At 72.4% G+C, this 19,242-nt stretch carries 18 protein-coding genes and 1 pseudogene; 13 read left to right on the forward strand and 6 right to left on the reverse strand.

The features are described 5' to 3' along the window. Positions 1 to 321: 321 nt before the first annotated feature. The 6 genes and pseudogenes from HTV45_RS12875 to HTV45_RS12900 form a co-directional block, all read left to right on the forward strand. On the forward strand, positions 322 to 1,419 hold the full coding sequence (locus HTV45_RS12875; RefSeq protein WP_308309523.1) for a ScpA family protein: 1,098 nt from the start codon (positions 322 to 324) through the stop codon (positions 1,417 to 1,419). After that, positions 1,416 to 2,069 (forward strand): SMC-Scp complex subunit ScpB, encoded by a 654-nt coding sequence (scpB, locus tag HTV45_RS12880; RefSeq protein ID WP_215205870.1) that lies wholly within the window; start codon positions 1,416 to 1,418, stop codon positions 2,067 to 2,069. Before HTV45_RS12875 ends, scpB begins: the two co-directional genes overlap by 4 nt. Next, positions 2,069 to 3,184, forward strand: a complete 1,116-nt coding sequence (locus HTV45_RS12885; protein ID WP_215205871.1) for a pseudouridine synthase — start codon at positions 2,069 to 2,071, stop codon at positions 3,182 to 3,184. The genes scpB and HTV45_RS12885 overlap by 1 nt, the downstream gene beginning before the upstream one ends. Before the next feature lie 66 nt (positions 3,185 to 3,250). Then, entirely contained in the window at positions 3,251 to 3,970 is a 720-nt protein-coding gene (locus HTV45_RS12890; protein ID WP_215205872.1) for an NUDIX domain-containing protein, read from the forward strand. Then, entirely contained in the window at positions 3,967 to 4,989 is a 1,023-nt protein-coding gene (locus HTV45_RS12895; RefSeq protein ID WP_215205873.1) for an ADP-ribosylglycohydrolase family protein, read from the forward strand. The genes HTV45_RS12890 and HTV45_RS12895 overlap by 4 nt, the downstream gene beginning before the upstream one ends. Before the next feature lie 3 nt (positions 4,990 to 4,992). Continuing rightward, positions 4,993 to 5,331 (forward strand): annotated as a pseudogene (locus tag HTV45_RS12900) (nucleotidyltransferase domain-containing protein); the annotation flags it as partial. An 82-nt stretch (positions 5,332 to 5,413) separates the two neighbouring features. On the opposite strand, the gene HTV45_RS12905 reads toward HTV45_RS12900, so the two are convergent. After that, positions 5,414 to 5,827, reverse strand: coding sequence for a Rieske (2Fe-2S) protein (locus HTV45_RS12905; RefSeq protein ID WP_215205874.1), 414 nt, complete (start codon positions 5,825 to 5,827; stop codon positions 5,414 to 5,416). A gap of 216 nt (positions 5,828 to 6,043) precedes the next feature. Between HTV45_RS12905 and aroH the strand changes: the two genes are divergently transcribed. From aroH to der, 5 genes are all read left to right on the forward strand, one after another. Further along, positions 6,044 to 6,406, forward strand: a complete 363-nt coding sequence (gene aroH, locus HTV45_RS12910) for a chorismate mutase (RefSeq protein ID WP_215205875.1) — start codon at positions 6,044 to 6,046, stop codon at positions 6,404 to 6,406. Continuing rightward, entirely contained in the window at positions 6,403 to 7,488 is a 1,086-nt protein-coding gene (locus HTV45_RS12915; protein ID WP_215205876.1) for a prephenate dehydrogenase, read from the forward strand. The genes aroH and HTV45_RS12915 overlap by 4 nt, the downstream gene beginning before the upstream one ends. A gap of 134 nt (positions 7,489 to 7,622) precedes the next feature. Beyond that, on the forward strand, positions 7,623 to 8,309 hold the full coding sequence (gene cmk / locus HTV45_RS12920) for a (d)CMP kinase (RefSeq protein WP_215205877.1): 687 nt from the start codon (positions 7,623 to 7,625) through the stop codon (positions 8,307 to 8,309). Beyond that, positions 8,306 to 8,977, forward strand: a complete 672-nt coding sequence (locus tag HTV45_RS12925; protein WP_215205878.1) for a 1-acyl-sn-glycerol-3-phosphate acyltransferase — start codon at positions 8,306 to 8,308, stop codon at positions 8,975 to 8,977. The genes cmk and HTV45_RS12925 overlap by 4 nt, the downstream gene beginning before the upstream one ends. Positions 8,978 to 9,087: 110 nt before the next feature. Continuing rightward, a complete protein-coding gene (gene der, locus HTV45_RS12930; protein WP_215205879.1) occupies positions 9,088 to 10,578 on the forward strand; it encodes a ribosome biogenesis GTPase Der in 1,491 nt (496 codons plus the stop codon). A 61-nt stretch (positions 10,579 to 10,639) separates the two neighbouring features. On the opposite strand, the gene HTV45_RS12935 is transcribed toward der, so the two are convergent. The 3 genes from HTV45_RS12935 to ctaD form a co-directional block, all read right to left on the reverse strand. Further along, a complete protein-coding gene (locus HTV45_RS12935) occupies positions 10,640 to 11,050 on the reverse strand; it encodes a hypothetical protein (RefSeq protein WP_215205880.1) in 411 nt (136 codons plus the stop codon). Positions 11,051 to 11,160: 110 nt separating this feature from the next. Further along, entirely contained in the window at positions 11,161 to 11,943 is a 783-nt protein-coding gene (locus HTV45_RS12940) for a hypothetical protein (protein ID WP_215205881.1), read from the reverse strand. 406 nt (positions 11,944 to 12,349) lie between these two features. After that, positions 12,350 to 14,041, reverse strand: coding sequence for a cytochrome c oxidase subunit I (gene ctaD / locus HTV45_RS12945; protein WP_215205882.1), 1,692 nt, complete (start codon positions 14,039 to 14,041; stop codon positions 12,350 to 12,352). Between the two features lie 422 nt (positions 14,042 to 14,463). Between ctaD and HTV45_RS12950 the strand changes: the two genes are divergently transcribed. Next, positions 14,464 to 14,679, forward strand: coding sequence for an I78 family peptidase inhibitor (locus tag HTV45_RS12950; RefSeq protein WP_215205883.1), 216 nt, complete (start codon positions 14,464 to 14,466; stop codon positions 14,677 to 14,679). Positions 14,680 to 14,771: 92 nt separating this feature from the next. Here the strand turns inward: HTV45_RS12950 and HTV45_RS12955 are convergent, their stop codons facing one another. Then, positions 14,772 to 15,773, reverse strand: a complete 1,002-nt coding sequence (locus tag HTV45_RS12955; protein WP_215205884.1) for a phosphatase PAP2 family protein — start codon at positions 15,771 to 15,773, stop codon at positions 14,772 to 14,774. Between the two features lie 226 nt (positions 15,774 to 15,999). Beyond that, positions 16,000 to 17,295, reverse strand: coding sequence for a glycosyltransferase family 39 protein (locus tag HTV45_RS12960; RefSeq protein ID WP_215205885.1), 1,296 nt, complete (start codon positions 17,293 to 17,295; stop codon positions 16,000 to 16,002). A gap of 265 nt (positions 17,296 to 17,560) precedes the next feature. On the opposite strand from HTV45_RS12960, the gene HTV45_RS12965 reads away from it, so the two are divergent. Continuing rightward, positions 17,561 to 19,228 (forward strand): MFS transporter, encoded by a 1,668-nt coding sequence (locus HTV45_RS12965; RefSeq protein ID WP_215205886.1) that lies wholly within the window; start codon positions 17,561 to 17,563, stop codon positions 19,226 to 19,228. Positions 19,229 to 19,242 lie beyond the last annotated feature (14 nt).

Here is a 19,242-nt window from a genome sequence, read left to right on the forward strand (position 1 = left end):
TCGCCCGCGCCCGCGCGGGCGGACGGCGTTGATGCGCCGGGGGCGCTGCCGACGGGTGGGCGGGCCGGGTCGGGAGATCCGGGCCGGGCCGGTGGGACAGACGCCTGCGGACCGGTGCCGGGCGCGCCGCAGGACGCGGGCGTGGTGCCCGGGGAGCCGGGTGGGACGGCTGTCACCCGGCCCGGGGCGTCCGGGCCGTGGGCCGGTGTCGCCGGGGGAGGCTCGGCGCCCGACGCCCCCGTGGAGGCGGGCGGGCCGGCGTCGCATCCGGAGGACACGGTCACGGGGCCGGCGGAGCCCGCCCCTCCCCACGGCACCGCGGTGACACCCCAGGACCCGCCCGCCGGCGGCGGTGAACCGCTGCCGGCGGCCGGTCCGCCGGCTGCGGGCGCTGCGGACGCCGGCGCGTCGGTGGGCCGCGCTGCCGGGGCCGGCCCGGTGGCGGGCGGGGACAGCGCGGCGGGCGGGGACACCACGGGGGTGCGCACGGGGTCCGGGGCCCGGGAGGCACGCCGGACGGCGGGCCCGGAGGCCGCCGACGCGCCCGGAGTGTCGCGGCCCGCCGGTGCGGACGGGCCCGGCGTCGGCGGGGCCGGTGCGGAGGAGGGGGACGGGCGGTTCACAGTCCGGCTGGCGAACTTCGAAGGGCCGTTCGACTTGCTGCTTCAGCTGATCGCGAAGCACAAGCTGGACGTCACCGAGGTCGCCCTGTCCCGGGTGACCGATGAGTTCATGGCCTACATCCGGGCCATGGGGTCCGACTGGGACCTCGACGAGACGACCGAGTTCCTGGTCGTCGCGGCCACCCTGCTCGACCTCAAGGCGGCCCGCCTGCTGCCCACCGCCGAGGTGGAGGACGAGGCGGACCTCGCCCTGCTGGAGGCCCGCGACCTGCTGTTCGCGCGGCTGCTGCAGTACCGCGCGTACAAGCGGATCGCCGACATCCTCGACCGGCGGCTGGAGGAAGAGGGCCGGCGCTACCCCCGTACCGTCGGACTCGAGGCGCACCACGCGGAGCTGCTGCCCGAGGTGGTCATCAGCATCGGCGCCGAGGGCTTCGCCCGGCTCGCGGTCAAGGCCATGCAGCCCCGGCCCGAGCCCCAGGTGTACGTCGACCACATCCACGCACCGCTGGTCAGCGTGCGGGAACAGGCCGGGATCGTCGTCGCGCGGCTCAGGGAGCTCGGCGAGGCGAGCTTCCGGGCGCTCGTCGAGGACACGGACGACACCCTGACCGTCGTCGCCCGGTTCCTCGCCCTGCTGGAGCTGTACCGGGAGAAGGCCGTCGCCCTCGACCAGGAGACCGCGCTGGGGGAGCTGACCGTGCGCTGGACCGGCGGGGCGGGGGACGCCGCACCGACGGTCACCGACGAGTTCGACCGGCCCCCCGAGCAGCCGCAGGATGAGAGGACGCCGTGAGCGAGGAGACGACCGGGACGCCCGCAGGACCGCGCACCGTGGCGGACCTCGACCTCGGGCCCGCCCTGGAGGCGGTCCTCATGGTCGTGGACGAGCCCGCGACCGAGGAGCATCTGGCGAAGATCCTGGAGCGGCCCCGGCGGCAGGTCGCGGACGCGCTGCGCCGGCTGGCCGACGAGTACACCGTCCAGGGCCGCGGCTTCGAGCTGCGGCTGGTCGCGGGCGGCTGGCGCTTCTACACCCGCCCCGAGTACGCCCCCGCCGTCGAGCGCTTCGTCCTGGACGGCCAGCAGGCCCGGCTCACCCAGGCCGCCCTGGAGACCCTGGCGGTCGTCGCCTACCGCCAGCCGGTCAGCCGCAGCCGCGTCTCCGCCGTGCGCGGAGTCAACTGCGACGGCGTGATGCGTACCCTCCTCCAGCGGGGTCTGATCGGGGAGGCGGGCACGGAACCCGAAACAGGTGCGATCCTGTACACGACGACGAACTACTTCCTGGAGCGGATGGGCCTGCGCGGTCTGGACGAGCTCCCGGAGCTCGCGCCCTTCCTCCCGGAGGCGGAGGCGATCGAGGCCGAGACACTGGAAGGGGTCCCGTCGTTCGATCCGGACGCCCCGGATTCCGAGGACGCAGACGACAAGACGGAACTTTGATGCGAAGCAGCAGCGGCAGGAACAGCAGCGGAAACAACGGCGGGAGCCGTGGTGGCAACAGCGGCGGCCGCGGCGGAAGCGGCGGTGGCCGCGGCAGTCACCGCGGTGCCGGCAACGACCGCGACGACCGGCAGGGCGGTCGTCCGAAGAAGCCGCGCCCGGAGGAGCGGCGCTACGACGTCGGCCCCGGCGCCACCCAGGAGGGGCCCAAGTCGGGCCGCGGGCCGGCGGCCCGCGGAGGCGCCAAGGGCGGGCCGAAGAAGCCCCTGCAGCGGGGGCGCTCGGTCCCGGCCACGTCCCGCGAGTACGAGGCACGGGCCGAGGAGCGCAACCGGGAGCGGTACGCGGGCAAGAAGGACGTGAAGCTCCCGAAGACCTTCCCCGGCGCCGAGCAGGAGGGCGAGCGGCTGCAGAAGGTGCTCGCGCGGGCGGGCTACGGCTCCCGGCGGGCCTGCGAGGAGCTGATCGACCAGGCACGGGTCGAGATCAACGGCGAGATCGTGCTCGAGCAGGGCCGCCGCGTCGACCCGGAGAAGGACGAGGTCAAGGTCGACGGCCTGACGGTCGCCACGCAGTCGTACCAGTTCTTCTCACTGAACAAGCCCGCCGGTGTGGTGTCCACCATGGAGGACCCGGAGGGCCGGCAGTGCCTCGGTGACTACGTCACCAACCGTGAGACCCGGCTCTTCCACGTGGGCCGGCTGGACACGGAGACCGAGGGCGTCATCCTGCTCACCAACCACGGCGAGCTGGCGCACCGGCTGACCCACCCCCGGTACGGCGTGAAGAAGACCTACCTCGCGCACATCGTCGGCCCGATCCCGCGCGACCTGGGCAAGCGCCTGAAGGACGGCATCCAGCTCGAGGACGGCTACGCGCGCGCGGACCACTTCCGCGTCGTGGAGCAGACCGGAAAGAACTACCTCGTCGAGGTGACGCTCCACGAGGGCCGCAAGCACATCGTGCGCCGCATGCTCGCGGAGGCCGGCTTCCCGGTCGACAAGCTGGTGCGCACCGCGTTCGGGCCGATCACCCTGGGCGACCAGAAGTCGGGCTGGCTGCGGCGGCTGTCGAACACCGAGGTCGGGATGCTGATGCAGGAGGTCGAGCTCTAGGGGTTGTGCGTTCCGCCCGCACCCCCCTTTAATAGTCACACCGACTATTAAAGGGGGGTGCGGGTCATGGACGGCTACGACAAGTACGCCTTCGAGCCGTTCGCCGTCACCGTCGACCTCGCCGTCCTCACCCTCCGCGCGGACGCGCTGCACGTGCTGCTCGTCGAGCGCGGCCAGGAGCCCTTCGCCGGGCGGTGGGCCCTGCCCGGAGGCTTCGTCCTCCCGGACGAGTCCGCGGAGCACGCCGCCCGGCGTGAACTGGGCGAGGAGACCGGGCTCGCGGACGTCTCCGGCCTGCACCTGGAGCAGCTGCGGACCTACAGCGACCCCGGCCGCGACCCCCGGATGCGGGTCGTCTCCGTCGCCTTCGCCGCCCTTCTTCCCGACGCCCCCCGGGCGCACGGCGGCGGCGACGCCGCGCAGGCCCGCTGGACGCCGTACGAGGCGGCGCGGGGCCTCGCCTTCGACCACGACCGGATCCTCGCCGACGCGCGGGACCGGGTCGGAGCCAAACTCGAGTACACCTGCCTCGCCACCGCCTTCTGCCCGCCCGAGTTCACCCTCGGGGAGCTGCAGCAGGTCTACGAGACCGTGTGGGGCACCGCACTGGACCGGCCCAACTTCCGGCGCAAGGTCCTCGCCACCCCGGGCTTCGTCGAGGCCGTCCCCGGCGCGTCCCGTCTCACCGGCGGCCGGGGCAAACCCGCCGCGCTCTACCGCGCGGGCACCGCCGCCGCCCTCCACCCGCCGCTGCTGCGGCCGCCCCCGGAAGGACGCCCCGCATGACCACGACCACCCTCACCAAGCGCGCCGCGACAGGAACGCTCACCGGACTCGCCCTCGGGGACGCGATGGGCTTCCCCACCGAGTTCAACGACGTCCCGTCGATCCTCGCCAGGACCGGCCCCTGGCGGGAGATGGACCTGCCCCGGCCGGCGATCGTCACGGACGACACCCAGATGACCCTGGCGCTCGGACGGGGCCTGCGCACGGCCATGGACCGCGGTCCGCTCACCCCGAAGCGGCTGGAGCGGCCGGTGCGTGAGGAGTTCGTGGAGTGGTACCGCTCGCCCGAGAACAACCGCGCGCCCGGCAACACCTGCCTCGAGGCCTGTCACCTGCTGGCCCGCGAGGACCGGCTCTGGCAGGACGCCAGTCAGACCGGCTCCAAGGGCTGCGGCGCCAACATGCGCGTCGCGCCGATAGGTCTGGCCCCCGGCCTGACCGACGAACAGCGCGCGGGTGCCGCCCAGTTGCAGTCCGCCCTGACCCACGGACACCCCACCGCGCTCGCCGCCTCCGACCTCACCGCCCACGCCGTACGGCTGCTGGCCCAGGGAGCCGAGCCGACCGGCCTGGTCGGACTGCTGCGTTCCTACGCCTACGACAACCGCACCCGGTACCACGAGTTCTGGCTCGGCGACCTGTGGACCCGCGCCCAGGACCCCACCCCCGAGCACTTCATCGCCCGCGGCTGGGACGAGTGCCTGGAGATCCTCGGGCGCCTCCAGGACGCCGTGCGCACCGTCTCCCCGGAGACCGACCCGTGCCTGGCCACCGGGGAGGGCTGGATCGCCGAGGAGGCCCTGGCGACCGGCCTGCTCTGCTTCCTGCTCTTCGTCGACGAGCCCCTCACCGCCCTGCGCAGGGCCGCCTGCACCGCGGGCGACTCCGACTCCATCGCCTGCCTCACGGGAGCCTTCGCCGGGGCCCACCTGGGCGCGGACGCCTGGCCGGCCGAGTGGGCGGACCGTATCGAGTACCGGGACGACCTGCTGGCGCTGGGGACGCTCTGGGACGCTTGAGCGGTGACCGACACCCTGGACCTCCATCTGCGCCCGGTGATCGACGAACAGCCGGACCCGCTGCTGTTCGCCACCGTCTCCGGCGCGCACCTCTACGGCTTCCCGTCCCGCGACTCCGACGTGGACCTGTGGGGCGTGCACCTGCTGCCGGCCGCCGACCTGGTCGGGCTGCGCGAGCCGGAGGAGACCCGGTCCCGGATCCGGGTCCGGGACGGCGTCGAGATGGATCTGGTCACGCACGACCTGCGCAAGTTCGTCCGCCTGATGCTGCGGCGCAACGGCTATGTGCTGGAACAGCTGCTGTCCCCGCTGATCGTGCACACCACCGAGGCGCACCGGGAGCGCGAGCCCATGACGCAGGCGTAGATCGTGTGGTCGCTGACCAGGGTCTCGGGGCGCATGCCAGGTGAGCGTACGCGGCGGCTCACCCCAGGCGGATCGAATTTCCCTCCACGGTGATCCGCTCCGCGGGCAGCGGCCTGGTGGCGGGGCCCCGTTCCACCGAGCCGTCGGTCATCCTGAACCGGCTGCCGTGGCAGGGACAGTCGATGGTGCCGTTCGCGACCTCGGCCACCAGGCAGCGCTGATGGGTGCAGATCGCCGAGAAGGCCTTGAAGTCACCCTCGGCCGGCTGGGTCACCACGACTTCCGCGTCCTTGAACACCGTCCCCCCGCCCACCGGGACGTCGGAGGTGGCGGCCAGCACCTGCCCGGGGCCGCCGCTGTCCGGGGACGGCCCGTCCCCGTCGCCGTCCCCGCCGTCCGAGCCGCAGCCCACGGCCAGCGCCACCGCGCCCGTCGTCAGCAGGACCGTGCGGCGCGTGGCGTGAGGGGTCATGACGTCACTCCGGAGAAATGGGGGGGAAAGCGGCGATGACACAGTGCCCGCATCTTGACACCGAAAGCGGCACAGGTGGCGCAAGGAGCGGCGAAGTGACCCCGATCGTGCATGTCGTCCCGTCTCAGCGGGTGACCGCGCGGCGCCGCTCCCGCCCCGGTCTGACTACGCTGGATGACCGAACAGCAGGCACGCACGTCAGCAAGGAGCATCGTCGTGGCGGTACGCGCGGTCCGGGGGGCCGTCCAGTTGGAGCGGGACGAATCCGGTCACATGGCGGAGCGGGTCGGCGAACTGCTCACCGCCGTGCTCGAGCGCAACGGCCTGCACCCCGACGACCTGATCAGCATCTGGTTCACGGCCACGCCCGATCTGCGCTGCGACTTCCCGGCCGCCGCCGCCCGCAAGCTCGGCATCGTCGACGTCCCCCTGATCTGCGCGCAGGAACTCGATATCGAGGGCGCCATGCCCCGCGTGGTCAGGGTCCTCGCGCACATCGAGTCCGACCGGCCCCGCGCCGACATCGCGCACGTGTACCTCGGCGCCGCGGCCACCCTGCGCAAGGACATCGCCCAGTGAGAACCGCCCTGGTCATCGGCACCGGACTCATCGGCACCTCCGCGGCGCTCGCCCTGTCCCAGCGGGGCGTCGCCGTCCACCTCGCCGATCACGACCCGGAACAGGCCCGTACGGCCGCCGCGCTCGGTGCCGGCACGGACGAGGCGCCCGGCGGGCCGGTGGACCTGGCGATCGTCGCTGCCCCGCCCGCCCATGTGGCCGGCGTGCTCGCCGACGTGATGCGCCGCGGCGCCGCCCGCGGATACATCGACGTGGCCAGCGTCAAGGGAGGACCACGCCGCGAGCTCGAGGCGCGCGGTCTCGACCTGTCGCCCTACATCGGCACCCATCCCATGTCCGGCCGGGAGAAGTCCGGCCCGCTGGCCGCCACCGGCGACCTCTTCGAGGGCCGGCCCTGGGTGCTCACCCCCACCCGGGACACCGACACCGAGGTGCTGAACCTCGCCCTGGAACTGGTCTCGCACTGCAGGGCCGTGCCCGTGGTGATGGACGCCGACGCCCACGACCGTGCGGTGGCCCTCGTCTCCCACATGCCGCACCTGGTCTCCAGCATGGTCGCCGCGCGCCTGGAGCACGCCGAGGAGGCCGCCGTACGGCTGTGCGGGCAGGGCATCCGGGACGTGACCCGGATCGCCGCCTCCGACCCCCGGATGTGGATCGACATCCTGTCCGCCAACCCCGGACCGGTCGCCGACCTGCTCACGGACCTCGCCGCCGACCTGGACGAGACCGTACGGGCGCTGCGCGCGCTGCAGTCCTCCGACGAGGACAAGCGCCACGAGGGCGGCAGCGGCATCGAGGACGTGCTGCGCCGCGGCAACGCCGGACAGGTCCGGGTCCCCGGCAAGCACGGATCCGCGCCGCGCGTCTACGAGACCGTGGCGGTCCTCATCGACGACCAGCCCGGCCAGCTGGCCCGCATCTTCGCCGACGCGGGCCGCGTCGGCGTCAACATCGAGGACGTCCGTATCGAGCACGCCACCGGACAGCAGGCCGGCCTGGTGCAGCTCATGGTGGAACCCAAGGCGGCCCCGGTCCTCACCGCGGGGCTGCGCGAACGGGGCTGGTCGATCCGGCAGTAGCGGGCCCGGGACCCCGCGGCCGCGGGGGCCGGATCGTCCGCTTGTCGGAAGGGTTCCGGGGGGCCGGTAATCTGGTGCGGGGCGCATGTGCGCCCCGTCCACCGCACTCCACCGCACCAGGAAGGTGTTCCTCCGTGGATAACGGCGCCGCCAAGCCCGTGATTGTCGCCATCGACGGTCCCTCCGGCACGGGCAAGTCGAGCACGTCGAAGGCCGTGGCGGCGCAGCTCGGCCTGCACTACCTGGACACCGGCGCCCAGTACCGGGCGATCACCTGGTGGATGGTGAACAACGGCATCGACATAGATGACCCGTCCGCGATCGCCGCCGTCGCGGGCAAGCCGGAGATCGTCTCCGGCACCGACCCCAAGGGCCCCACCATCACGGTCGACGGCGTCGACGTGGCCGGCCCGATCCGTGAGCAGGACGTCACCTCCAAGGTCAGCGCCGTCAGCGCGGTCCCCGAGGTGCGCGCCAGGATCACCGAACTGCAGCGCACGATCGCCTCCGCGGCCGTCGCCGGCATCGTCGTCGAGGGCCGTGACATCGGCACCACCGTGCTGCCGGACGCCGACCTGAAGATCTTCCTCACCGCCTCCGCGGAGGCCCGTGCCGCCCGCCGCAGCGGCGAGCTCGAGGGCGCGGACCTGCACACCACCCGCGAGGCGCTGATCAAGCGGGACGCGGCCGACGCCGGCCGCAAGACCTCCCCGCTGGCCAAGGCCGGCGACGCGGTCGAGGTGGACACCACCGAGCTGACCCTTCAGCAGGTCATCGAGTGTGTCGTCACCCTCGTCGAGGGGAAGCGGGCGGGGAAGTGACCGACGTCCCATCGGCGCGGAGCGCCGAGGTCGGGCGGCGCATCGGCGTCGGCCTGATGTACGGGCTGTTCAGACCCCGTGTGCTGGGCGCCTGGCGGGTGCCGGCGGCCGGTCCGCTGATCTTCGCCGTGAACCACTCGCACAACCTGGACGGCCCGATGGTCATGGGCGTGGCGCCCCGGCCGACGCACTTCCTGATCAAGAAGGAGGCGTTCATCGGACCGCTCGACCCCTTCCTGACCGGCATCGGGCAGCTGAAGGTCGACCGGCACAGCATCGACCGCACGGCGATCTCCCGGGCGCTCGGTGTGCTGGAGCGGGGCGGGGTCCTCGGTATCTTCCCCGAGGGCACACGCGGCGAGGGCGACTTCGCCGCGATCCGCGCGGGACTCGCGTACTTCGCCGTGCGCGGCGGCGCGCCGATCGTGCCCGTCGCCGTCCTGGGAAGTTCCGACCGTCCCGGACGGTTGGTCACAGCACTGCCTCCACTGCGTTCCCGCGTCGACGTCGTCTTCGGCGACCCGTTCGAGGCCATCGAAGGGGCGCGAAGCTCCGGTGCGGGCGGCAGTGGAAGACGTACGCGCAAGGCGCTGGACGAGGCGACCGAACGCATCCAGAAGCAGCTCACCGCTCATCTGGAGAACGCCACGCGCCTCACCGGGCGCTAGGGTCTGCCACGGGTTCGCGTGGCACAGACCCTGCGACACTTGAGTAGTGGATCACCCGTTGTGTGCGGGGTTCCACCGATCACCACGATGAACGACGAGGTACGGACTTCATGAACGACCACATCCAGCCCGACGGCTCGGAGGCGTACGAGGGTGCGCACGAGCACGATCACGGGTCGCTGGGCGATGCCGAGTTCGCGGAGTTCATGGAGCTCGCCGCGGAGGAGGGCTTCGACCCCGAGGACGTCGAGGGCGCGATCGAGGCCGCGGGCCACGGCCCGCTGCCCGTGCTCGCCGTCGTCGGCCGGCCCAATGTCGGCAAGTCGACCCTGGTGAACCGCATCATCGGCCGCCGGGAGGCGGTCGTCGAGGACAAGCCGGGAGTCACCCGCGACCGGGTCACCTACGAGGCCGAGTGGGCCGGCCGCCGCTTCAAGGTCGTCGACACCGGCGGCTGGGAGCAGGACGTCCTCGGTATCGACGCCTCCGTGGCCGCTCAGGCCGAGTACGCCATCGAGGCCGCCGACGCCGTCGTCTTCGTCGTGGACGCCAAGGTCGGCGCCACCGACACCGACGAGGCCGTCGTCCGGCTGCTGCGCAAGGCCGGCAAGCCGGTCGTGCTCTGTGCCAACAAGGTGGACGGCCAGAGCGGCGAGGCCGACGCGTCCTATCTGTGGGCCCTGGGCCTCGGCGAGCCGCACCCGGTCTCCGCCCTGCACGGCCGCGGTACCGGCGACATGCTGGACCAGGTTCTGGAGGCCCTGCCCGAGGCGCCGGCGCAGACCTTCGGCACCGCGGTCGGCGGCCCCCGCCGGGTCGCCCTGATCGGCCGGCCGAACGTCGGCAAGTCCTCGCTGCTGAACAAGGTCGCGGGGGAGGAGCGGGTCGTCGTCAACGAGGTCGCCGGCACCACCCGGGACCCGGTCGACGAGCTGATCGAGCTGGGCGGCAAGACCTGGAAGTTCGTCGACACGGCGGGCATCCGCAAGCGTGTCCACCTCCAGCAGGGCGCCGACTACTACGCCTCGCTGCGCACCGCGGCCGCCGTCGAGAAGGCCGAGGTGGCCGTCGTCCTGATCGACGGTTCCGAGTCCATCTCGGTCCAGGACCAGCGCATCGTCACCATGGCCGTGGAGGCGGGCCGCGCGCTCGTCCTCGCGTACAACAAGTGGGACACCCTCGACGAGGAGCGCCGCTACTACCTGGAGCGGGAGATCGAGACCGAGCTCGGCCAGGTCGCCTGGGCGCCGCGGGTGAACGTCTCGGCGCGTACCGGACGGCACATGGAGAAGCTGGTCCCGGCGATCGAGGCGGCGCTGGAGGGCTGGGAGACCCGGGTTCCGACGGGCAGGCTGAACGCGTTCCTGGGCGAACTGGTCGCGGCCCACCCGCACCCGGTCCGGGGCGGCAAGCAGCCGAGGATCCTCTTCGGCACCCAGGCGGGCACCAGGCCGCCGCGGTTCGTGCTCTTCGCCTCCGGCTTCATCGAGGCCGGGTACCGGCGTTTCATCGAGCGCCGGCTGCGCGAGGAGTTCGGCTTCGAGGGGACCCCGATCCACATCTCCGTGCGGGTGCGTGAGAAGCGCGGCCGGAAGAAGTAGCGGACGAGCGGCACGGTGAAGGGGCGGTCCCGGCCGGGACCGCCCCTTCACCGTGCTCCGGTCAGGCGCCCCTGCGCGGCGCCGGCGGCAGCCCGGCCGGCACGTGGTGCATCCCGGAGGCGTTCCGGCCGACCGTGCCGACCCGCTGCCACTGGGGCTGCCCGCCGTCGGTCCGGGAGGTGCCCGCCCCGGCGCCGTACGCGCCGCTCATCAGGGAGGCGCCGAAGGAACCCGGGCTGTGGCCGCCGTACGCGCCCGTACTGCTGTGCGGGATGTTCCCGAAGGCGGTGAAGCCCATGTCCTCCTCGCCGCTGCGGTCGCCCGGCAGCGAGCGGAAGGACTTGACGTACTCGGTGTAGAGGGCGTCGTAGATCGGCGTGGCCGAGTGACCGCTCCGGGAGTCCTGCGCCGGGCGCACGGGGGCGGGGACCGAGGCGAGGGACTGGCGGCGGGGAACGTCGTATGCGTGCACGTATGTCCAAACGACCCCGCTCCGCAAGGGATGCGGCCCTTTTGGGGCTTTCGCCGGTCGCGCCGCGGCGGGTTTCCCGCGGCGCGACCGGCAGTGCTCGGGCGGGGCGGTCAGATGCCCGCGAGCGGCAGTGCCGCCGCGACCAGCTTGCCGTTCGCCGCCGCCTTGTCCAGTGCGTCGCGCAGCAGGTCCTCGCGCGGCTGACGGCCGATCGAGCCGACCGGGGCCGCGAACAGCAGCACCTGCTGGTGCTTGTTGGCGGCCGCCCGCCAGCCGTCGGTGACCTGGAGCGGCTGGTGGGCCTGCCACCAGGCCACCGGGCGGCCGCCGTTCGGGTTCGGCTGGAGCACGGCGTGCAGCTGGCCCGCGGCGAGCAGCACCGACCAGCCGTGCAGCACCGGCGGTACGGCCGACAGCTCGGTCAGCGGCATGAAGCCCTGCTCGATGAGCAGGGGCAGGAAGTCGTCGCCGGCCCCGAGCGAACCGGGCCGGGCGACCGGCGCGGTCGGTTCGACGACCAGGGCCGGGTGCAGCTCCCCGGCGATCAGGGCCAGCCCGCTGGTGACTCCCAGCACGGCCTGTTCGGGGGTGACGTGCGCGGCCTCCGGCTCCGGGGTGTGGTCGCCGATGGCCCGTACGGCACCCTGGAGCTGCTCCTCGGTGACCTGTACGACCTGCGAGGGCAGGCAGGTGGCGTGGGCGAAGGCGAGCACGGCGGTCTCGTCCCCGATGAACAGGACAGTGCTGGTGCGCTCCTGCTCGGGGTCGCCCTGGGTGCGGCAGGAGGTGCAGTCGTAACTGCCCGGGGCGGACTCTCCGGCGAGCAGGCGGGCTGCTTCTTCGTCGCCGATCTCGGCGCGTACCTCGTCGCTGACGTCGAGCATGCGCGGCACGGGTGGCTCCCTCAGGATGCGTGCGTGGCGAGGCCGGGTGGCTCCCGGCCCGTGGTCCGGGCGGGTCCCCGGCTCATGAAGAAGACAACGGGCGATCCGAGGCGGGAGTCACGCCCCGGGGCGAACGTAATCGAACCATCCGGCGCGCGGGGTCACGGAGGGCACCGCGTTCCGTGCACATCGTCAACTGGCGGAGGTGGCGCGGCTGTTGAGGGGGCGGGGCGTTCGGCGGGAAGTCCGGCGACCTGTCGACAAATCCGGAAATCAGGGAATGAAGCGGGTGGCCGGAAATCGATGGTACCCACCGCAGCGGCACAGGCCCGGCACGACAGGTCGCCGTACGATCCCGGCGGCCGGGACTTCCCGGAATCCTCACGGCCGGCGCCGGCCGGCCCGGCCGACGCGGTCAGCGCGGCTCATGACCGGATTGCTCGCTCTCCGGCTCGGGCTGGGGCGTCACGGCCGCGTACTGCGGATGGTGCAGGTCGAAGGCCGGCGACTCCGAGCGGATCCGGGGCAGCGTCGTGAAGTTGTGCCGCGGTGGCGGACACGACGTCGCCCATTCCAGGGAGCGCCCGTAACCCCACGGGTCGTCGACCTCGACCCGCACGCCGTACCTGGCCGTCTTCCAGAGGTTGTAGAGGAACGGCAGAGTGGACATTCCGAGCAGGAAGGAGCCGATGGTCGAGACGGTGTTGAGCGCGGTGAAGCCGTCCGCCGCCAGATAGTCGGCGTAGCGGCGCGGCATGCCTTCGGCACCCAGCCAGTGCTGCACCAGGAACGTGGCGTGGAAGCCGGTGAACAGCGTCCAGAACTGGATCTTGCCGAGCCGTTCGTCGAGCATCTTCCCGGTGAACTTGGGCCACCAGAAGAAGAACCCGGCGAACGTCGCGAAGACGACGGTCCCGAAGACCACGTAGTGGAAGTGCGCGACGACGAAGTACGAGTCCGTCACATGGAAGTCCAGCGGCGGCGACGCCAGCAGCACCCCGGTCAGGCCGCCGAACAGGAACGACACCAGGAACCCGGTCGCCCACAGCATCGGTGTCTCGAAGGACAGCGAGCCCTTGATCATGGTGCCGGTCCAGTTGAAGAACTTGACCCCCGTCGGCACCGCGATCAGGAAGCTCATGAAGGAGAAGAACGGCAGCAGCACCCCGCCCGTGGCGAACATGTGGTGCGCCCACACCACGGCCGACAGTCCGGTGATGGCCATGGTGGCGCCGACCAGCGTCAGATAGCCGAACAGCGGCTTGCGGCTGAAGACCGGGATGATCTCCGTGACGATGCCGAAGAACGGCAGCGCGATGATGTAGACCTCGGGATGGCCGAAGAACCAGAACAGGTGCTGCCACAGGAGTGCCCCGCCGTTGGCCGCCTCGAAGACCTGGGAGCCGAACCTCCGGTCCGCCTCCAGCACCAGCAGAGCCGCCGCGAGCACCGGGAACGCCAGCAGGACCAGGATCGACGTGAAGAGCGTGTTCCAGGTGAACAGCGGCATCCGGAACATCGTCATCCCGGGCGCGCGCATCCCGATGATGGTCGTGATGAAGTTGACCGCGCCGAGGATCGTGCCGAACCCGGCCAGCGCGAGGCCCATGATCCACAGGTCGGGACCGACGCCGGGCGAGTACTCCAGGCTGTTCAGCGGCGCGTAGGCGAACCAGCCGTAGGCGGCCGGGCCTCCGGTCACCACCAGCGAACCGAGCACGATCAGTCCGCCGAAGAGGAACAGCCAGTAGGAGAGCATGTTCAGCCGGGGGAAGGCCACGTCGGGCGCGCCGATCTGCAGCGGCATCAGTTCGTTGGCGAACCCGGCGAAGGTGGGCGTCGCGAAAAGCAGCAGCATGATCGTGCCGTGCATCGTGAACAACTGGTTGAACTGCTGGTTGTCGACGATCTGCAGGCCGGGCCGGGCCAGCTCGGCGCGCATCAGCAGCGCCATCGCCCCGGCGATCAGGAAGAACACGAACGACGTGATCAGATAGAGGTGTCCGATCTTCTTGTGGTCGGTGGTGGTCAGCCAGTCGATCACCACGCGCCCCCGCCGCCCCTCGTGCGCCGGCCGCTCCGCCGCCCGGACGGTCTGCGTCCCCATCGCTCGCTCCCTCGCTCCTCGCACACCGGGCCCGCCGGAGCCCGCGCCGCAGGTACCCCGGACCCACGTCATGATGCTCGCCTCCTTGGGTCCTCCGACAGAGGGCGTGGCGGATCGTGTGACGGGAATGGGTATTTCTTGTGAGCACGGACTTCCCCGGGTCCCGCGCGGCGGTGAAAAGGAAGGGGTCCAGGGATCACTTCTCCGGCTATTACCGCCGGGCTTTTACGCGGGGTCGGTGTGACACGCGGGAATTACGTTCGAATACCTGCGGAAGGGGGAGGCGAAGGTCCGTCCGGGTGAAGGCCACCGTCACGGACGTCTGTCGTGATCCTGTGACACAAGTGTGACCGCGGGGGTACCGCGGACCCCGCTTCCGGCGTGGACTTCCCCGCTCACGGACCAGGGCATAGCCTCGCCGTATGGCACCCATTCCGACACCCCCCGCGGAGCCCCACGACAGTCCGGACGCCTATGTCGGCCTCGCCGCCGACCGGGCCGAGCACCTCGCGCGCGAACGCGGCTGGGCGACGGTGCGGGCGCTGGCGCCGGGGACGATCATCACCATGGAGTACCGCGCGGGCCGGCTGAACTTCGAGGTGAAGGACGGCCGCGTGGCGCGCGCCTGGAAGGGCTGAGACACCCGGCGGCCCCGGTCCCGCGGCGCCTTCCGCCAGGGAACCGGGGCCGCCGGGTGCGCATACGCACCGGACGTGTCCGGCGTCCGCCGTCAGGGGCGGGTCGCCGACGTCGCCCCGCGCGGGTGGCGCTCCGGGTGCGGTGGACGGCGGCTGCCCGCCGGGGAGACCGGGGAGCGCTCCGCGCGGGTGGTGTGCGGGCCGGGCGCCAGATGGGCCGGCGGCCGGGCCGAGCGGCCCGTGGGGACGGGGCCGGCTACGGGCTCCGTGCGGTCGGTGAGCGGCTTGAGCATGACGGGCTGCCCGACCGCGTCCTTCGCCGGGGCCTTCCGGCCCGGACGCGCCAGCCAGCGGTCCCGCAGGTCGAACACGCGGGTCTCGGTGCGTGCGATCAGCGGTTCGAACCACGGCAGCGCGAGCAGGATCAGCAGGCCCGCGGCCCAGCCCAGGACCACATCGCTCAGCCAGTGCGTCCCGATGTAGACGGTGGACAGTCCCACGCCCAGCGAGGTCACCGCGGACACGGCGGACAGCCAGCGGCGCGCTCTCGGGGTGGAGGCCAGGTAGGCCAGGATTCCCCAGGTCACCACGGCGTTGGCGGTGTGGCCGCTGGGAAATATATCGCCGCCGAGCCACATCTCGCTGGAGCCGATCTCGGTCGCGTAGTGCGGTCCGAGCCGTCCCATGCCGTACTTCGCGGCACCCACGGTGACGTTGAGCAGCAGCAGGGAGACGCCCAGGGCGAGCAGCGGGCGCAGCGTGTGCTGCCGCCAGGAGCGCCAGCCCAGCCAGGACGCGACCATCACGGCGGTCGGGCCGCGCTGGCCCAGCACCACGTAGTAGTCCACGAAGGCGTGGAGCTCCGGCCACTGCTGGTAGGGACGGAAGAACATCACCTGCCAGTCCAGCCGGACCAGCCAGGAAGTGATCACTACGGCCCACACGATCGCCACGTAGAAGGCCAGGGTGGCGCCGAAGAGCACCATCCGGTGCCGGCTCATTCGCGGCATGCCGATGTGAGCCGGTCGTTCCGGCTCACGGTCCAGCCTCGCGAACACCCGGTCCAGACGGGTGTGTTTCCGTTCGGTACGCACCCAATCGACGTTACAGCGAGTGAGCGGGGAAGCCCGGCGAATCAGCGTCTTTGTGATGACGATGTGATGTGGGATTCCTCTCAGGAGGGCCTTTATTTTCTGTTGATCCGCGGTGCGGTCATGAATTCTTTAGGCCATTCAGGGGCACGGTTCTTATCGCTTTTCTGTATGCGTTCACCGCAGCCTGGTGTGGAATTCTCCCGGTGCTCACCGGCCGTCCGCCGGGTCAGGGCGGCCCGGAGCCGTTCAGCCAGAACGCCCCGTACGCCGCCGACGCCGCCGCGACCGCCCCCACGACCAGCGCCGGGCGGGGTGCGCGCAGCCGGGCCAGGGCGAGCGCGAGGGGCACCAGCAGGGGGAAGGCGGGCAGCAGCAGCCGTGGCTTGGAGCCGAAGTAGCTCGACGCGCACAGGGCGAGCGCGGTGACGACCCCCGCGTACACCAGCAGGGGGAGCGGCTGCCGCCGGCGTACGCAGACCACGTACAGCCACACCAGGAGGCCGACGCCGAGAACCAGTCCGACTCCGGCCAGGGCGGACGGGAACGACGTGAATCTGCCGGCGATGAAGCGGGCGAAGGCGTACCCGCCGTCGAACCCGTTGCGCCAGCCCGCCTGCACCTCCAGATAGGCCGGCGGGCCGTTCCCGGTCCGGTGCCCCACCCACAGGACGTAACCGGCGGCTCCCAGGGGCGCGAGCAGCATGCCGAGGACCCGGCGCAGGCGGACATCGGGGGCGCCCAGGACCCGTGGGGCGCCGTCCGGCGCAGGCGCGCGCGGGGTGGTGGCGGAGGTACCGGCGTGCTCGCCGGTGCGCGCGCCGTCCCCCGGCGCCGCGCTGCGATCCCGCCCGAAGGGGGTGTCCCCGCGAGGGGCGTCGGCGCGGTCCCGCAGGAAGGAGACCACGGCTGCCGCCCACAGCGCCGCGACCACCGCCAGCCCCACCGGCCGGGTCAGCCCCGCCAGGCCCGCGAGGACGCCCGCCGTCACCCAGCGGCCGGTCAGCACGGCGTACAGCGACCACGCGGCGAGCGCGGTGAACAGGGACTCGCTGTACGCCATCGACTGCACGATCCCGACCGGCAGCACCGCCCACAGCAGCACCGTGTACACCCCGGCCCGGCGCCCGTACACGTGGTCGACCACGGCGAAGACGCCCCAGGCCGCGGCGAGCGAGGCCACCGCCGCGACAAGGAACCCGCCGTCGGCGTACGACAGCGGCGACACCGCCGCCACCAGCCGCTCCAGCCACGGGAGCAGCGGAAAGAACGCCAGGTCGGAGTGCACGTCCCCGTTGGGCAGCCGCACTTCGTAGCCGTAACCCAGCTCGGCGACGCGTGCGTACCAGAGCGAGTCCCAGCGGGCGGTCAGCAGGGTGTACGCGCTCTTGCCGCGCGCCTCGCTCCACAGGGCCAGCACCACCAGGCCCAGGGCACGCACGGCGGCGTACCCGAGGAGTGCCGGTGCGGCCCGGCGCAGCGCTCCGGACCGGGCCGGGGTGGCGCGTGTCTCGAGATCGTTCACGGGCCCGATTATCGTCCCGGGGCGGAACCGGACCGTCCCGCAGGGGCGTGCCCACAGGGGAAAGGACGTGGTGTACGCCACACCGATCCGCCGGAACTGTGCGAGGCCCGCCACTCGACCTCCGCGTCCGCTGGCGTACTCTGACGTGTCACTCGCCGTTCGTTGCGCGGGCCGGAGACCACCGCTCCTCTCCGGCCGAGTCTCGGGGGAGTCCCCACCCCATGAGCCCGCCGAGCGCGAGGGAACATCTGGGAGGTACGTGTACATGTCCGGGACGACCACGGCCGCCGCGCTGCGCCGTCGGGCGGCCGGGGCCGGTGCCAACCGCTGGGTGGTGCTCGTCGTCCTCTGCGTCAGCCTGCTGCTGGTCGCCGTCGACGCCACCGTGCTGCACGTGGCGGTCCCCGCCGTCACCGAGGACCTCAGGCCCGGCGCGGTGGAACTGCTCTGGATCGTTGACGCCTACCCCTTGGTCTGCGCCTCGCTGCTGATCCTCTTCGGCACCCTGGGTGACCGGGTCGGCCGCAGACGCGTCCTTCTGTTCGGATACGCCCTGTTCGGTGTCGCCTCCGGCATGGCGGCCCTCGCGGACACTGCCGAGCTGCTCATCCTGGCACGGGCGCTGCTCGGCGTCGGCGGCGCGATGATCATGCCGGCGACCCTGTCGATCCTGCGCCAGGTCTTCCCGGACCGGCGCGAGCGCGCCCTCGCCATCGGTGTCTGGAGCGCGGTGGCCGCCGTGGGCGCGGCGGTCGGCCCGCTGGTCGGCGGCTTCCTGATGGAGCACTTCTGGTGGGGCTCGGTCTTCCTGGTCAACATCCCGCTGATGGTGGTCGGTCTCCCGGTGGGACGGCTGCTGCTGCCGGAGTCCAAGGGGCCCGCCGACGGACCCTGGGACGTGGCCGGCGCGCTGATGGCCGCCGCGGCGCTCTTCTCGCTGGTCCTCGGGGTGAAACGGCTCGGCGGCGGGGAATCCGTCACCGGCGTGTGGACCGTACTGCCGCTGCTCCTGGGCGCCGGACTGCTGACCGTCTTCGTGCGCCGGCAACGGCGCCGCGCCCATCCGCTGGTCGACCTGCGGATGTTCGCCCGGCCGGCGTTCAGCACGTCGGTGGGCTGCATCGTGCTGGCGATGCTCGCCCTGGTGGGCCTGGAGCTGATCGCCGCCCAGTACCTCCAGCTGGTACTGGGGCTCTCCCCGCTGGAGACCGGGCTGCGCCTGGTACCGCTGACCGTCGCGGCGATGGCGGCGGGACTGGCGGGTGCGCGCATGCTGCGCCGGTTCGGACCGCGCCGCATGGTCTGCTCCGGCTTCTGTCTGACGGCCGGCGCGGTGGTGCTGCTGACCGCGATGGGCGGACACGACAACGCCCCGCTGCTGGTCACCGGTTTCGTGCTGCTCGGCTTCGGTCTGGAGACCACACTGTTCGGCGCGTACGAGTCGATGCTCAGCGAGGCGCCGCCGGAGCGGGCCGGCGGGGCGGCGGCCATCGGTGAGACCTCCTACCAGCTGGGTGCCGGAATAGGGATCGCTCTGCTCGGCAGCGTGATGAACGCGGCCTACGGCCCCGGCGTCGCCGGCGTCCCCGGGGTTCCGGCGGCCGAGTCCGCCGCCGCACGGCATTCCCTGGGCGAGGCGCACGAGGTGGCGGCTCAGCTCGGAGGCCCGGCCGGCGAGGCCCTGCGGCAGGCGGCGCGCCACGCGTTCGTGCACGGGCTGCACGTGACCCTGCTGGTGAGCGCGGGGCTGCTGCTGCTCGGTGCGGCGATGGCGCTGAGGCTGCCGAGGGTGATGCAGTGCGAGGCCGCGCCCGTCGGGCTGCCGGCACCGCGCGAGGCCGTCGAGCCCCGTGTCCTCCTGGGCGACGGGGTGAGCCACGGCCCCGCCCACGCCCGCCCGGCCGGGGTGGACGTGCGGGAGACGGCGTCGTAACGTCGCCCCGAGCC

This window comes from Streptomyces sp. CHD11, from assembly GCF_018638295.1.
In the GTDB taxonomy this organism is placed as follows: domain Bacteria; phylum Actinomycetota; class Actinomycetes; order Streptomycetales; family Streptomycetaceae; genus Streptomyces.

Bases quoted from the DNA above. Each gene is read 5' to 3' on its own strand.
- HTV45_RS12895 (WP_215205873.1), top strand. From the start codon at position 3,967: ATGACCACGACCACCCTCACCAAGCGCGCCGCGACAGGAACGCTCACC.
- HTV45_RS12890 (WP_215205872.1), top strand. From the start codon at position 3,251: ATGGACGGCTACGACAAGTACGCCTTCGAGCCGTTCGCCGTCACCGTC.
- HTV45_RS12950 (WP_215205883.1), top strand. From the start codon at position 14,464: ATGGCACCCATTCCGACACCCCCCGCGGAGCCCCACGACAGTCCGGAC.
- HTV45_RS12905 (WP_215205874.1), bottom strand. From the start codon at position 5,827: ATGACCCCTCACGCCACGCGCCGCACGGTCCTGCTGACGACGGGCGCG.
- HTV45_RS12885 (WP_215205871.1), top strand. From the start codon at position 2,069: ATGCGAAGCAGCAGCGGCAGGAACAGCAGCGGAAACAACGGCGGGAGC.
- ctaD (WP_215205882.1), bottom strand. From the start codon at position 14,041: ATGGGGACGCAGACCGTCCGGGCGGCGGAGCGGCCGGCGCACGAGGGG.
- der (WP_215205879.1), top strand. From the start codon at position 9,088: ATGAACGACCACATCCAGCCCGACGGCTCGGAGGCGTACGAGGGTGCG.
- HTV45_RS12965 (WP_215205886.1), top strand. From the start codon at position 17,561: ATGTCCGGGACGACCACGGCCGCCGCGCTGCGCCGTCGGGCGGCCGGG.